Raw genomic sequence first — 14,001 nt, forward strand, 5'->3', positions numbered from 1 at the left:
GGCACCCGGCCTATACGAAAACCGGATTTTCGCCACTTCCATGTGGGATGAAAAATGATTTGTGGTGTTTCGTGCGGCACCTCGCGACGCGGGATCGCCACCTTCGGCCGGCGGGCCGACCGGCGCTCGCGCCCCCGGTGCGCCGGATCGGCGCGGCCAATGGCGGCCAGGCTCACGGCGAAGGGCCGCCGGGGCGCGCGGCGTGGGCCGCCGGGCGGAAGGGCGCCGGGGACACGGCTTCCGGCCCTCCACACGTGCCGGCGCGTGTGCCGGACCGGGGGGCCGTCGGCGGGCGGGGCGTCGAAGACCGTGCCCATCAGGGCGAATTCCTAGGTCGCGGGCCGTACCACCGGGGCTGTACGCCCCTGGCGCTAGGATACTCGGCGCAAGAGCGGACACATCACATCAATGTGGTCTGGATGGGAAAACGCCGTCGATCGACTCCGAACCGCCCGCCGGGCGCCCGGCCCATGACCGAATGGGCTGTCTTCCGGCGATCGGTGGACGCACTCACGGCGCCTTGGCGCCCATTGGGCCGCCGTTCCGTCGGCGATCCGCGGAAAACCATGCAGCGCCCGGAGCCCCGGTACGGACACGGTTCGCGAACGTGTGCACCGGGCGGCGAGAGAAACAAGATAGATTGCTTTCAAGCGGCAATCCCACATCCCGGAGGAGGGACGTGACCGAAGAAACCGCCGCGCCGACATCGGGCGCCACGGACGTACGCGACGCTGTCACCGTCAAGATGCCGGCGGACAGCGCCTACCTCTCCGTGTTGCGCACGGCAACGGCCGGCCTGGCGGCCCGCCTCGATTTCACCCTCGACGAGATCGAGGATCTCCGGATCGGCGTCGACGAAGCCTGCGCAATGCTGCTCGCTCAGGCCCTCCCCGGAACGGATCTGACCACCGAGTTCGAACTCACCGGCGACGGCATGCGCATCTCCGTCTCGGTGCTGACCGCCGACGGCCGGCTCCCCGAGCGCGACACCTTCGCGTGGACCGTCCTGTCGGCACTGGCCGGAGAGGTCGACGCCGGCGTCGGCCCGGACGACCGCGTCTCCATCGTCCTGCACAAGCGGCGCGGCATGGTGGAGCCGGCGTGAGCGAAAGGGGGCCCGCTCTGACGGCGAAAACGGAGCACGCGGTGCCCGACCGGGCTCGTGCACGAGAGTTGTTCGAGCGCCTGAGCGAGCTTCCCGAGGACGCTCCCGAACGGCAGCGGATCCGCGATGAACTCGTGGAACTCCACCTGCCCCTCGTGGAGTACCTCGCGCGCCGCTTCCGCAACCGCGGCGAATGGCTCGACGATCTCACCCAGGTCGCCACGATCGGGCTCATCAAGTCGATCGACCGGTTCGATCTGGAGCGCGGCGTGGAGTTCTCCACCTACGCCACCCCCACGATCGTCGGCGAGATCAAACGGCACTTCCGCGACAAGGGCTGGGCGGTGCGCGTGCCGCGCCGGCTCCAGGAGCTGAAGCTCTCCCTGACCAAGGCGGTCAGCGACCTCTCCCAGCGCGAGGGCCGGGCACCGACCGTGCACGAGCTCGCCGAGCACCTCGGGATGACCGAGGAGGAGGTGCTGGAGGGCCTGGAATCGGCGAACGCCTACTCCACGGTCTCGCTCGACGCACCCGACAGCGGCGACGAAGACGCCCCGGCCGTGGCCGACTCCCTCGGGATCGTCGACGACTCCCTCGAAGGCGTGGAGTACCGCGAATCCCTCAAACCGCTGCTGGAGCAGCTGCCGCCGCGGGAGAAGCGGATCCTGCTGCTGCGCTTCTTCGGCAACATGACCCAGTCGCAGATCGCCCAGGAACTGGGGATCTCGCAGATGCACGTGTCGCGCCTGCTGGCGCGCACGCTGGCCCAGCTCCGCCAGGCGCTGACCACCGACGACTGAACCGCGCGGTCCCGCCGCCCGCCGGCCCGCGCGCATCGCGGCCCCGTATCCGGATCCTCCCGGGTACGGGGCCCTCTCACGTCCGCCCGCGTGATCCGGACGCGTCGTCGGCGGGGAACAGGACCGCGGTCGTCGCGGGGGCCAGCACGGCGGCGAGCCCGGCCGCCGCCAGTGCCACCAGGGCCGCGCAGGCCGCGTACTGCCCACTGGTCGCCATGTAGTAGGCGATGACCAGAACGAACAGCTGGGTGACCACCACGGGGCTGCGCGCCCAGTCCCGCAGCCGGAAGAGCCCCCAGGCGGCGTAGCCGATCGCCGCTGCGGCGCCGAGCGCCAGGACGGCGAGGGGGACGGCGGATTCGGCGTCGTCGGCCTGGCCGAGCAGCGTGCCGATCAGGACGTAGACGCCGCCGGCGCCGGCCGCCGCGGCGACGAGCGCCTCGACCGCCGCCGCCGCGGTGATGGTGAAAGGTCGGGAAGACACGTTCCAGCCTATCCCCGGTGGTCACCGCGGCGCGCCCGCCCTCCCCCACCGCCGCGGGGGATGCCCTCGGTACGGATGACCGACAGTGATCAATAGACTGTGCCCGTGCGCGCGCTCTTCATCGTCAACCCCCAGGCGACCACCACGACACCCCGGTCCCGCGATGTCATCGTGGGCGCCATCGCGCGCGACGTCGACCTCCGGGTCGCGCAGACCGAGTACCGCGACCACGCACGCGAACTCGCGCGCGGCGCCGCAGCCGAGGGCTACGAACTCGTCATCAGCCTGGGCGGCGACGGCACGGTCAACGAGGTCGTCAACGGCCTGCTGGCCACGCCCGAGGGGCTGTCCCGGCCCAGCTACGCCGCGCTGCCCGGCGGCAGCGCCAACGTGTTCATCCGCGCGCTCGGGCTGCCCGCCGACCCGATCGAGGCCACCGGCGCCATGCTGGAGTCCCTGCGCTCGGGCTACGGCCGCGAGGTCGGGCTCGGGCGCATCGTGAGCGACGTCGACGACCGGTACTTCACCTTCTGCGCCGGGTTCGGCTGGGACGCCGAGGTGGTGCACGAGGTCGAGCGGCAGCGGCGCCGGGGGCGCCGCGCCTCGCCGGCGCTCTATGTGGGCATCGCGTTCCAGAAGTTCCTGAAGGGCGACATCCGGCTGCCGTCGCTGCGGATCGACGCCCCCGGGCACGACTCCGTGCACGACCTGCATTTCGCCATCGTCACCAACACCACGCCCTGGACCTATGCCGGGTCGGTCCCGGTGCAGCCGACCCCGCGGTCGCGGTTCGACCTGGGGCTCGACGTCTTCGCCATGACCCAGCTCAACGCCGTCAATACGAGCCGGCTGCTGCGGCAGATGCTCTCGCACAAGGGCGTGCCGCCTTATGGGCGCGGCTATGTCGGGTGGCACGACCAGAGTTCGCTGACCATCGAATCGCGCCGTCCGCGCGCCTTCCAGATCGACGGCGAATACCTGGGCCACCGGAAGCGTGTCAATTTCCAATCCGTACCGAAGGCATTACGAATCATCGGTTAAGAGAGCGACAACTTCGCAGGTCGGGACCCTTGTGACGCATACGACACGCCGTTGGCCAGGATGGACGACGGCCACTCTTGCATGCACCGATCAAGCCTGTCAGGCTCAAAGTGTCGCCGCACGTTACGGGCGAGTAAAACGGAGTTTCCGAGGTCAGCGGGCGTAACACTACTCCGGCTGCCGACGGGTCTCCCGAAGACGACCCCGTTGGGCGGGCGCACGAGCGGACCGGAGGCAACGATGACGTACCGCCGGACCAGCGTCGAGTTCGTGAATTGCTTCACAAAGCGCGCGCCCCAGACCGCCTCACTGTGAGGAGATGACCCGCATGGACTGGCGCCACCACGCCGCCTGCCGTGACGAAGACCCCGAGCTCTTCTTCCCGATCGGGAACTCCGGCCCGGCGGTATTCCAGATCGAAGAGGCCAAAGAAGTATGCCGGGCCTGCCCGGTGACCAGCTCCTGTCTCGCGTGGGCGCTGGAGACCGGCCAGGACGGGGGTGTCTGGGGCGGGATGAGCGAGGACGAGCGCCGCGCCCTGCGCCGCCGCCGCGGAGCGCGCCCGATGGTGCGCACCGCCGTCTGACCCGCCCCTTCCCCGCCCGCTTCGCCTCCCGTCCCCCGACCCCGGTGTCCCCCGCGCGTCCCCCTCGCTCCCGCCCCCCGCGGGGGGACGCCCATGCGCCGCCTCAGCCGTAGGGCTCCACGTTGTGCTCGACCGGCAGCCCGATCGACACCATCGTGCCGCCGTTGTCGCGCGGCTTGATCTCCAGCGTCCCCCCCAGCTCACCGACGATCAGGGTCCGCACGATCTGCAGGCCCAGGCTGGTCGTGCCCTCGACGTCGAAGTCGTCGGGCAGCCCCTTGCCGTCGTCGGTCACTTCGACCCGCAGCCGGGCCACCGCGTCGTCGCCGCCCGGGCCGGGGTCCTCGCGGTGGACGTGCACCTCGATCACGCCGGGCCCGTAGGCCAGGCCGTGTTCCACCGCGTTCTGCACCAGCTCCGCGAGCACCATCGACAGCGGGGTGGCCACGAGCGCCGACAACAGGCCGAACCGGCCCATTCGCCGGGGGACCACCGGGGCGCCCGTCGAGGACACCTCCGCGGCCATCTCGATGACCCGGTCGGCGATGTCGTCGAAGTCCACGACCTCATCGGGGGTGTGGGACAGCATCTCGTGCACGATCGCGATCGACCCCACCCGGCGCACCGCCTCGTCGAGCGCCGCGCGGCCCTCGGGGATGTCGAGCCGGCGGGACTGGAGCCGCAGCAGCGCGGCCACGGTCTGGAGGTTGTTCTTCACCCGGTGGTGGATCTCGCGGATGGTGGCGTCCTTGGTCATCAGCTCGCGCTCGCGCCGCCGCAGCTCGGTGACGTCGCGCACCATGATGAGGGCGCCGATGCGCACCCCGCCGACCACCAGCGGGATGGCTCTCAGCTGGATGGTGGAGCCGCGCCCCTCGACCTCGGACTCCTGCGGGATACGGCCGCCGGCGGTCCAGGTCAGCGATTCGTCGCGGGGATCGCCCGTTGCGGCGAGGTCGAGCGTGGTGCGGGCCAGCCGCGCGCCGACGAGATCGGCGGTCAGCCCGAGGCGGCGGTAGGCCGACAGCGCGTTGGGGCTGGCGTAGACGACCTCGCCGTCCTGGTCCAGGCGCAGGAGGCCGTCGCCCACCCGGGGTGAGCGCACCATCAGCGGCTCCTGGTCGCTGAAGGGGAACGCGCCCTCGGCGATCATCTGCGCGAGGTCGCCCGCACTCTGCAGGTAGGTCAGCTCCAGGCGGCTCGGCGTGCGCGCCGAGCTGAGGTTGGTGCTGCGCTGGATGACGGCGATCGGCGTGCCCGCGCGGCGCACCGGGATGGTCTCCTCGCGCACCGGGACGCCCCCCGACCAGTCGGGGTCGCCCTCGCGGCAGATGCGGCCCTCGGCCCAGGCCCGGTCGATCAGCACCCGCCGGCCGGCGAGCCGGCCCTGGACGGTGTCGTCGGCGATCTCCGTCACGTCGTCGCGCAGGACGGTCTCGACGAGGTCGTCCTGGAAGGCGGTGGGACCGGTGGTGGGGCGCATCTGCGAGACGGCCACCCAGCCGGTGTCGTCGCGCAGCCGGACCCAGAGCACCAGGTCGGCGAAGGAGAGGTCGGCGAGGAGCTGCCAGTCCGAGACCAGAGAGTGGAGCCATTCGAGGTCCGCGGTCTTGAGCACCGTGTACCGCCGGATGAGATCACTGAGGTGAGGCACTCACAAATCATCCCATGGATGGGGGCATACTCAAGGGACGGGCTCGACCAGTGGTCCAAACCAATCACGACCGGGGAAGCGGTGGAGGAAGCCGACGTGACGAGTCAGCGAGCGCTCGAAGAGGGCCCCCGAGTTCCGAAGTATTACCAGGTCAAGAAGTTGCTCCTGGAACTGATCGAGACCATGCCCGCGGGCAACCCGGTGCCGCCGGAGCGCGCCCTCGCCACCCGGTTCGAGACCTCGCGGACCACCGTGCGCCAGGCCCTGACCGAGATGGTCGTCGAGGGGCGGCTGCTGCGCATCCAGGGCAAGGGCACGTTCGTGGCCAAACCCAAGGTCGCGCAGGTCCTCCAGCTCACGAGCTACACCCAGGAGATGCGGGCGCACGGCCTGCACCCCGCCACGCGCATCCTGGATGTGAGCTACATCAACGCCGACGACCAGCTCGCCGAACTGCTGTCCATCCGCTCCGGCGGGCGGGTCCTGCGCATCGAGCGGCTGCGGCTGGCCAACGGCGAGCCCATGGCGGTCGAGACCGCCCACCTCGCGGCCCGCCGATTCCCGGGTCTGCGCCGCCAGCTCGACCGCTACGCGTCGCTGTACGAGGCGCTGGCCAGCGCCTACGACGTCCGGCTCGCCGAGGCCGAGGCGACCATCGAGACCGTCCTGGCAACCCCCAACGAGGCCAGGATGCTGGGGGTCGATGTGGGCCTCCCCCTGGTCCTGCACTCCCAGCACAGCTTCGACGCCGAAGGGCACCCGGTGGAATGGGTGCGCTCGCTCTACCGGGGCGACCGCTACAAGTTCGTCACCCGGCTGCGCCCGCCGCGCGACGAATAGCCGGCCGGGCCCGCGGCCCCTTGCCGGGATGTGTCCCGTCTCACTAGGCTCCGATTACCGACGAGTAGGGTCGGTGCGACCGCACACACCCCGGAGGAAGACGAACCGATGCACACGCCCCCGTTCTCCGGCTCCATCGCGGGCCACGGCGGCTCGCAGGCCGTCGCCGTCGCCCGCCACCACGGCATCGACACCATGTTCACGCTGAGCGGCGGGCACGTCTTCCCCCTCTACGACGCCGCGGTGTCCCCGGAGCCGACCGTGCGGCTGCTCGACGTCCGCCACGAGCAGACCGCCGTGTTCGCCGCCGAGGCGGTCGGCAAGCTCACCCGCCGCGCCGGGCTGGCCGTGGTCACCGCCGGCCCCGGCGTGACCAACGTGGTCAGCGGGGTCGCGACCGCGCACTTCAACGGCTCGCCGCTGGTGGTCCTCGGCGGGCGCGCCCCCGACGGCCGCTGGGGGCAGGGGCTGCTCCAGGAGCTGGACCAGCCGCCGCTGCTCGCGCCCATCACCAAGCGCGCCTCGACCGTGCACGCCACCGACGCCATCGCCGCCGCCGTCGACGACGCCTTCCTCCTCGCCAACGGCGCGCACCGCGGCCCGGTGTTCCTCGACGTCCCGATGGACCGGCTCTACGACCAGGCCCAGGTCGATCTGGGCCCGCGGCCCGCACCCGCCGACCGCTCCCCCGACCCCGGTGCCGTCGCCGAGATCGCCCGGCTGATCGGCGAGGCCGAACGGCCCCTGTTCGTCTACGGCTCCGACGTGTGGATGGACGGAGCGGAGCAGGCCGCCCTGGCGGTCGCCGAGGAGCTGGGCATCCCCGTCGTCACCAACGGGCAGGGCCGCGGCGTGCTGCCGCCGGGGCACCCGCTGCTGGCCACGCGCGCCCGCGGCGCCGCCTTCGGCCGGGCCGACCTGGTGGTCGTCGTGGGCACCCCCTTGGACTTCCGGATCGGCCACGGCCTTTTCGGCGGGCGCGACGGCGCCCCGCTGGCCAAGGTCGTGCACGTCACCGACGCGCCGGAACAGCGCGCCGCCCACCTGACCCTCGCCGGCGCCGCCTCCGGCGACCTCACCGCGGTGCTCCGGGGGATCGGCGACGCCGCCAAGCCCGCGTCCTCCGTCGCCGCCTGGCGCACCGAGCTGGCCGGGGCCGCCGCCGCGGCCGCCGCCGGCGATGCCGCGGCGCTGGCCAGCGACGCCGACCCCATCCACCCGGCGCGCATCTACGGCGAGCTGAACCGGGTGCTCGACGACGACGCCGTGGTCATCGGGGACGGCGGCGACTTCGTCTCCTACGCGGGCAAGTACATCGAGCCCAAGCGTCCCGGCAACTGGCTCGACCCCGGCCCCTTCGGCTGCCTGGGGACCGGCATGGGCTACGCGATCGCCGCCCGGCTGTCGCGGCCGTCCTCGCAGGTGGTCGCCCTTCTCGGCGACGGCGCGGCCGGGTTCTCGCTGATGGACGTCGACACCCTGGTCCGGCACAAGCTGCCGGTGGTCATGGTCTGCGGCAACAACGGGATCTGGGGGCTGGAGAAGGCGCCGATGCAGCTGATCTACGGCTACGACGTCATCACCGAGCTGACACCGCAGACCCGCTACGACGAAGTGGTCCGCGCCCTGGGCGGCGGCGGCGAGCTGGTCACCGACCCCGGCGAGATCGGCCCGGCCCTGCGCCGCGCCTTCGATTCCGGGGTGCCCTACATGGTCAACATCGCCACCGACCCCGCCGACGTGTACCCGCGCAAGACGATGGGGGTGTGAGGGCACCGGCCCGTTCGCCGGCGGGCGCCGCCCGCTCCGCGTGCGGGGCCGGCCGCCGGCCGCCGCCTCAATACCGGCCGCCGCAGTGCCGGCCGTCACCAGGCGCCGGAGCGGCGCAGCACGCGCGCGGCGGCGTCGACGACCTCGGCGTCGTACTCCACCCCGCTGTCCATGCGCAGCCGTTCCAGGACCGCTTCGGTGCGGTCGCGGTCGGTGGACTCGCCCACCAGGTCGTCGAACGCGTTGGCGACCTTGATGATGCGGCTGCCCAGCGGGGGCGGGCCGTCCCCGCCGTCGCCGTCGCAGGGTTCGCACTGGCGGCGGACGAGCTCGGCCACGCCGTCGAGCACGCCGGTCTCGCGGATGACGGCGGACCCCAGTTCGGCGATGCGGCGCTGTTCGCGGGGTGCCGCCAGGACGGTGGCGCCGCTGGCGATGGGGTCGCGCAGGGACAGCTGCCCGATGTCGTGCATGAGCGCGGCGTACTCCAGTTCCAGCAGCTCCGACTCGCGCATGCTGAGTTCGCTGCCGATGGCGGTGGCGAGCTTGCTGACTCGGCGGGAATGGCCGGTCTCGACGTACCCGCCGACCTCGGTGACGCGCGACAGCGCGCGCACGGTCTGCAGGTAGGTGAGCCGGATCTCGGCGAAGCGGCGGAACGCCACCTGGGTCACCAGCAGCGGCGCGGTGAAGACGAGCAGGCCGGCGAGGCCCGTGACGGTGCTGGCCAGCGAGATGAGGATGCCGCTGGAGCCGATGGCCATGCCCAGGCCGAACTGCGCGCGCAGCTCGTCGCGCAGCGCCACGCTGACGCGCATCCGCAGGCGCTCGGAGCGCAGTGCGGCGGCGAAGACGGCGTCGGTGAGCCAGCCCGCGATGACCAGGACGCCCATCAGGCCCAGCACCGGCCACCACTCGCCTTCGGGCGGCGGCGGCCAGGGCAGCACGTGCACGAGCGACCGGAAGATCAGCGAGAGCACGACGATGATGAGCATCCGCCGGGCCAGGCCGTCCCATTGCGGGGGCCGCCCGACGGCGATGTGCGGCAGCTCGCCCACGGCGAACCCGAGCGCCAGGACGGCCATGACCTGCCAGGCGCTGTGGTGCACCGGGGCACCGCCGATGTCGAGCAGGAACGTGTAGCCGATGGCGCCGGCGGAGGCGATGGGCGCCACCTCGCGGTGGCCCGGCAGGGTGATCCGGGCCAGCTCGCCCACTGCGATCAGGGTGCCGAACGCCAGAGCGGCGTGCGGCTCGATGAACCCGTTGACGAGGGTCCACAGCACCGATCCGGCGGCGAATCCGGCCGCCAGCAGGGTGAGCAGGAGGCGGGTCGGCCGCATGCGCGGCGGTCGGCGGTCCCCCCGGAGGGGGGCCTCCATGGCGCCGGCTTCCTGGGTGATCAACGTTCGGCCTCCCCTGCCACCCGCAACGGCACACTCGGGTCGTCGTGGTCCTGCTGGGCGACCTCGGCGAGGTCGTCCGCGGGCGGTTCGACGGCGTCGGGCGCGTCCCAGCCGTCCCGGCCGACCGCGGCGATCAGCGCGTCGACCATGTCGGGGTCGAACTGCGGGCCCGCGCAGCGGCGCAGTTCGGCGATCGCCTCGTCGGTGCTGCGCGCCTGGCGGTAGGAGCGGGTGGAGGTCATGCAGTCGAAGGCGTCGGCGACGGAGATGATCCGCGCGAACTCGGGGATGTCGCGGCCCGCGAGCCCCATGGGGTACCCGCGGCCGTCCATGCGCTCATGGTGGTGCATGATCCCGGCGAGCGCTTCGTCGAGGAAGCCGATCTCGCGCACGATCTCGTACCCGCGCATCGGGTGCAGCTGGATGGCCGCGAACTCCTCCTCGGTGAGCCGGCCGGACTTCTGCAGCACCTTGGTGGGCACGCCGAGCTTGCCGACGTCGTGCAGCATGCCGGCGTAGCGGATGGTCTGCACGCGTTCGGCGTGCATGCCCATCTCCTGCGCGATCATCCCGCTGGCCTTGGAGACCCGCATGCAGTGCCCGCGGGTGTAGTAGTCCTTGGTCTCGACGGCCTGGCACAGCGTGGCCAGGGTGGCGTCGTGGGCCCGCTGCTCGGCCACGTACTGGTCGAAGGCCCAGCGCGCGATGAACAGCGGCAGCAGGACGAGGACCACGGCGAAGGCCCCGACGACCCCCCAGATGGCGGCGATGAACAGGCCGAGCATGCCGTAGCCGATCGACGACAGCTCCAGGACGGCCAGCGGGCGCCACCGGACGCGGCGCGGGCGCTGGAGCCGGATGACGCCCAGGCACCACATCAGTCCGGCCATGAGCGCGCTGTTGACGAGCGTGTGGACGAGGATCGCGACGGTGAACGGCAGCACGATCCAGGGGAAGTCGGTGCGCATGGGAATCCCGATGCCGCCGCCCAGAGCCTGGAATGCCAGGCCGGAGGCATAGCCGGCGAGCCCGAACTGCGCACCGTTGAAGACCCGCTTGACGAAGCTCTGTCTGCGGAAGACGAGGAGGCAGGCGACGAACCCCACCAGCGCGGCGCCCACGGGGCCGACCAGCACGACGGCGGCGAGCGAGGCGGAGGAACTGGGGGAGATCCCGGCCCGGCCGCTGTCCATCATCGTGCTGATGGACTCGGCGATCACGAACAGCAGCGCGAGGAGGACCAGCGTGGCGGGGTCGATCCCGTCATAGGGGCCCGCGACCACCACGGCGATGGCGCAGACGACGACGAGGCCGACGAACAACCGTGCCGCTCCCGGAAGCGCACGCAATTCCCGGTACCTCCCGCCCCCAAGCCGACCGAACTGTCATGATTTCATCGATTCCGTTCTACCACCAGGACCACCCGTTGAGATCCGGCACGAGCCAGCTCACGACGATTACCAGGTAGCTCACTTTCGCGATCAGCAATCCCACGGTGCAACTCCCTCTCCTGATTCGCCGCCGCCTTCTACCGCTCCCCTGGGAGACGGCACGCGAATTACCCCATACGGTGGATATGGCGGCCAGTTTAACGGCCACCGGAGGGCGTCCGATTTACCGCGTCGACACCGTGAGCCAAACGTGAGGAACCGAGTTCTAGTTTGTTTCAAATAGTGGAAATACTATCCCTATTCGTAGCCGCCGGTGTGACGCTGCGCAATCATCATTCCAAAACCCGGCGAGCCGGGGAACACCAGGCGCTACGTGTAATTCGCGGCAATGCGGCCGCAGTCACGAGCTGGCACGATGACCCAGAGTAACGAATCGTGACCGGGTTGCGCGGTATCGGGCGCACACCTCCCCTGATCGGCTCCCGGCGAAATATCCGCGACCTCCGGGCGTGTCGCCCGCCCGGCCCCCCGGCCCGCCATCCGGACGGCCCGCGTCCGAAAACCGGACGCGATCGCGAGCCTCTATCCGATTTGCAGTGATTCGTCGGAAATGACGAAGGCGGCGGTCATATGGATGACAGCCGCCTTCGATCGCCTTCTGCGTGAGATGACCGCAATGACGATAATGCTGTCATTGACGGTTTTTTCCGTTTTCCCTGATGCTCAGGGGAAGAACGGGCCGCTCAGTCGGCCCCCGCCTCCCGCAACTCCTGATCGGCGCGGGCCAGCTCCAACCGGTGCAGGACCTTGCCGCGGAGGTCCCCCGGAACCGGATCGCAGCCGCAGTGCTTGGCCACCAGCTTCTTCACGGCCTCTTCCAGGCCGTACTCCGCCAGGCACGAGCCGCACTCGTCGAGGTGCAGGCGGATCTCGTGGCAGTTGTCCTCGCCCAGCTCGCCGTCGATGTAGGAGTACACCCTCGCGAGAATCTCGCTGCACGGCGTGGCGTGCGTTCCTCCGCAGTTCATCGTCGATCCCTCCGCGTTGCCCCACCGTTGGACGCCCCCATTGCCAAGGACGCGCGATCGCCGCCCTGGAGGATGCCGCGGTCCACCGCGTACTCCTCCAGCAGCGAGCGGAGCTGGCGTCTACCGCGGTGCAGCCGCGACATCACGGTCCCGATGGGGGTGTCCATGATCTCGGCCACTTCCTTGTAGGCGAACCCCTCGACGTCGGCGAGGTACACCGCCATCCGGAAGTCCTCCGGCAGCTCTTGGAGGGCGCGCTTCACATCGCTGTCGGGAAGGTGCTCCAGCGCCTCGGCCTCAGCCGACTTCAGCCCCGACGACGAGTGGGACGCCGCCTGCGCCAGCTGCCAGTCCTCAACGCTCTCGGTCCCGGCCTGCTTCGGCTCGCGCTGCTTCTTGCGGTAGGAGTTGATGAACGTGTTCGTCAGGATGCGGTACAACCACGCCTTGAGGTTCGTCCCCTCCTTGAACTGGTGGAACGAACCGAACGCCTTGGCGAACGTCTCCTGGACGAGGTCCTCGGCGTCCGACGGGTTGCGGGTCATCCGCAGCGCGGCCGAGTACAGCTGGTCCAAGAACGGCAGCACGTCCCGTTCGAACCGCGCCCCGCGCTCGTCGACTGTCTCTTGGCCCTGATTCAAGCCGGCCTGCCTCCTTGTACTGGTCTCCCGTGAGGCCACCGTAGCCTCACGAAGCGACTCAGCGGAAACAGGCGACGCTTCCGCGCCCGGCGGGGCCGCACCGGGGCGGGTGTCCGGCAAGCTCGCAGTAGCGACCGGCATTGACCTGCCTTTACTCTCTTCCTCGGCTGCCCGGTGGGCGATCGCGGTGCCGATGACGCGGGCACCCGCCGTCCGTCGGGGCGGTGATGCACGTGCCAACAACCGGGGGCCCGCCCTGATTCCGGGGGCGGCCGCGGCCGGTCCCGCTGCGGAACTTTCGTTTTCCGCGGTCCGGATAGGTGAGGCCCGCGAGAGTACGGGTAAAACCGTCAGCAAAGACGTGGGAGAGGAGCGTGCGTGCGACCGTCCGCCAGTTCCGCGTCCGGTCCGTCGGCGTCCGCGCCCGTCGACGGCGACCCCCGGCGCTCCAGATCCCCGGCCGAGCAGTTCGCCACCACCGACTCGCTCTCGGCCTACTGGCGCTTCTACTGGGCGGTGGCCGACGCCCAGCTCGCCCGGTGGCTGCCCGAGCAGCCCGGGCGCATCCTGGACCTGTCGAGCCCCGACTTCCGCGGCGCCCAGCGCGCGGTGGCCTCCGGGCACGACGTCGTCACCCTGCTGCCGTCGTCCGACCTCGCCCTGCGGCCGCCGCTGACCCTGGTCAACGGCCACGCCCCGGCCGCCCGCCGGCTCCCGCCGGGACGGCTGCGCCGGGTGGTCGGCGACTCCACGTTCCTGACCGGATTCGCCACCGGCGTGTTCGACGGCGTGATCGCCGACAACCGCGTGCTGTCACGGCATCTGGCCACCGAGGCGTCGCTCACCGAGATCGCCCGGGTGCTGCGGCCCGGCGGCCGCACGCTGCTGTGCGTCGACTCCGTCGTCCTCGGCATGGCGCTGCTGGCCGAACAGGACTGCTGGCCGGAGCTGAGCTTCGCGCCCAGCGCCGATGTGCTGCTGGTCCCCTGGCCCGACGGCTCCATCACCCGGTGCTTCACCGCCGAACAGCTGTCCGAGCTGCTGACCGACGTCGGGCTCGAACTAGAATGGATCCGGCCGCGCACGGTGCTCTCGGCCTCCACCGTGGAGATGATGGTGCCCGGCGACCCCCACGTCCTCGCCCGCCTGGTCGAGATGGAGCTGAAAGCCTCCGAATCCGACGACTACGTGGGCGTGCACCTCCTCGCCAGCGCCCGCAAGCCCGCCGCGGCCGGCTAGCTCCTCCGGTGGCCCT

Annotated in this window: 13 protein-coding genes; 7 read left to right on the plus strand and 6 right to left on the minus strand. The window is 71.0% G+C overall.

Annotated elements, in window-relative coordinates:
* Positions 1 to 679: 679 nt before the first annotated feature.
* Together ACFO4E_RS00885 and ACFO4E_RS00890 are read left to right on the plus strand one after the other, a co-directional pair.
* Complete coding sequence (locus ACFO4E_RS00885) at positions 680 to 1,105, plus strand: ATP-binding protein (protein WP_378534034.1); 426 nt, start codon at positions 680 to 682, stop codon at positions 1,103 to 1,105.
* 41 nt (positions 1,106 to 1,146) lie between these two features.
* Positions 1,147 to 1,905 carry an RNA polymerase sigma factor SigF gene (locus ACFO4E_RS00890; RefSeq protein ID WP_378534076.1) on the plus strand — a complete coding sequence of 253 codons (759 nt, stop codon included), beginning with the start codon at positions 1,147 to 1,149 and terminating at the stop codon, positions 1,903 to 1,905.
* Between the two features lie 76 nt (positions 1,906 to 1,981).
* On the opposite strand, the gene ACFO4E_RS00895 is transcribed toward ACFO4E_RS00890, so the two are convergent.
* Complete coding sequence (locus tag ACFO4E_RS00895) at positions 1,982 to 2,389, minus strand: hypothetical protein (protein ID WP_378570510.1); 408 nt, start codon at positions 2,387 to 2,389, stop codon at positions 1,982 to 1,984.
* A gap of 105 nt (positions 2,390 to 2,494) precedes the next feature.
* On the opposite strand from ACFO4E_RS00895, the gene ACFO4E_RS00900 reads away from it, so the two are divergent.
* Positions 2,495 to 3,430 (plus strand): diacylglycerol/lipid kinase family protein, encoded by a 936-nt coding sequence (locus tag ACFO4E_RS00900; protein WP_378570512.1) that lies wholly within the window; start codon positions 2,495 to 2,497, stop codon positions 3,428 to 3,430.
* Positions 3,431 to 3,758: 328 nt separating this feature from the next.
* On the plus strand, positions 3,759 to 4,016 hold the full coding sequence (locus tag ACFO4E_RS00905; protein WP_378570514.1) for a WhiB family transcriptional regulator: 258 nt from the start codon (positions 3,759 to 3,761) through the stop codon (positions 4,014 to 4,016).
* Between the two features lie 103 nt (positions 4,017 to 4,119).
* Here the strand turns inward: ACFO4E_RS00905 and ACFO4E_RS00910 are convergent, their stop codons facing one another.
* Positions 4,120 to 5,670 carry a sensor histidine kinase gene (locus tag ACFO4E_RS00910; RefSeq protein WP_378570516.1) on the minus strand — a complete coding sequence of 517 codons (1,551 nt, stop codon included), beginning with the start codon at positions 5,668 to 5,670 and terminating at the stop codon, positions 4,120 to 4,122.
* A gap of 96 nt (positions 5,671 to 5,766) precedes the next feature.
* Between ACFO4E_RS00910 and ACFO4E_RS00915 the strand changes: the two genes are divergently transcribed.
* Positions 5,767 to 6,510, plus strand: coding sequence for a GntR family transcriptional regulator (locus ACFO4E_RS00915; protein ID WP_378570518.1), 744 nt, complete (start codon positions 5,767 to 5,769; stop codon positions 6,508 to 6,510).
* Between the two features lie 108 nt (positions 6,511 to 6,618).
* Positions 6,619 to 8,280 carry an acetolactate synthase gene (locus ACFO4E_RS00920; protein WP_378570520.1) on the plus strand — a complete coding sequence of 554 codons (1,662 nt, stop codon included), beginning with the start codon at positions 6,619 to 6,621 and terminating at the stop codon, positions 8,278 to 8,280.
* 95 nt (positions 8,281 to 8,375) lie between these two features.
* Here the strand turns inward: ACFO4E_RS00920 and ACFO4E_RS00925 are convergent, their stop codons facing one another.
* The 4 genes from ACFO4E_RS00925 to ACFO4E_RS00940 all read right to left on the minus strand — a co-directional run bounded on the left by ACFO4E_RS00925 (position 8,376) and on the right by ACFO4E_RS00940 (position 12,746).
* The gene (locus ACFO4E_RS00925) at positions 8,376 to 9,662 is read right to left on the minus strand and encodes an HD-GYP domain-containing protein (RefSeq protein WP_378570922.1); all 1,287 of its coding nucleotides are present in this window, start codon (positions 9,660 to 9,662) and stop codon (positions 8,376 to 8,378) included.
* A gap of 20 nt (positions 9,663 to 9,682) precedes the next feature.
* Positions 9,683 to 11,008, minus strand: a complete 1,326-nt coding sequence (locus ACFO4E_RS00930) for an HD-GYP domain-containing protein (RefSeq protein WP_378570522.1) — start codon at positions 11,006 to 11,008, stop codon at positions 9,683 to 9,685.
* An 812-nt stretch (positions 11,009 to 11,820) separates the two neighbouring features.
* On the minus strand, positions 11,821 to 12,105 hold the full coding sequence (rsrA, locus tag ACFO4E_RS00935) for a mycothiol system anti-sigma-R factor (RefSeq protein ID WP_378570523.1): 285 nt from the start codon (positions 12,103 to 12,105) through the stop codon (positions 11,821 to 11,823).
* Positions 12,102 to 12,746, minus strand: a complete 645-nt coding sequence (locus ACFO4E_RS00940) for a sigma-70 family RNA polymerase sigma factor (RefSeq protein WP_378570525.1) — start codon at positions 12,744 to 12,746, stop codon at positions 12,102 to 12,104. Before ACFO4E_RS00940 ends, rsrA begins: the two co-directional genes overlap by 4 nt.
* Before the next feature lie 378 nt (positions 12,747 to 13,124).
* Here ACFO4E_RS00940 and ACFO4E_RS00945 point away from each other — a divergent pair, with 378 nt between their 5' ends.
* Complete coding sequence (locus tag ACFO4E_RS00945) at positions 13,125 to 13,985, plus strand: class I SAM-dependent methyltransferase (RefSeq protein WP_378570527.1); 861 nt, start codon at positions 13,125 to 13,127, stop codon at positions 13,983 to 13,985.
* The last annotated feature ends 16 nt before the right edge of the window (positions 13,986 to 14,001 follow it).

It is taken from the genome of Nocardiopsis mangrovi (assembly GCF_042653925.1).
Lineage (GTDB): Bacteria > Actinomycetota > Actinomycetes > Streptosporangiales > Streptosporangiaceae > Nocardiopsis_B > Nocardiopsis_B mangrovi.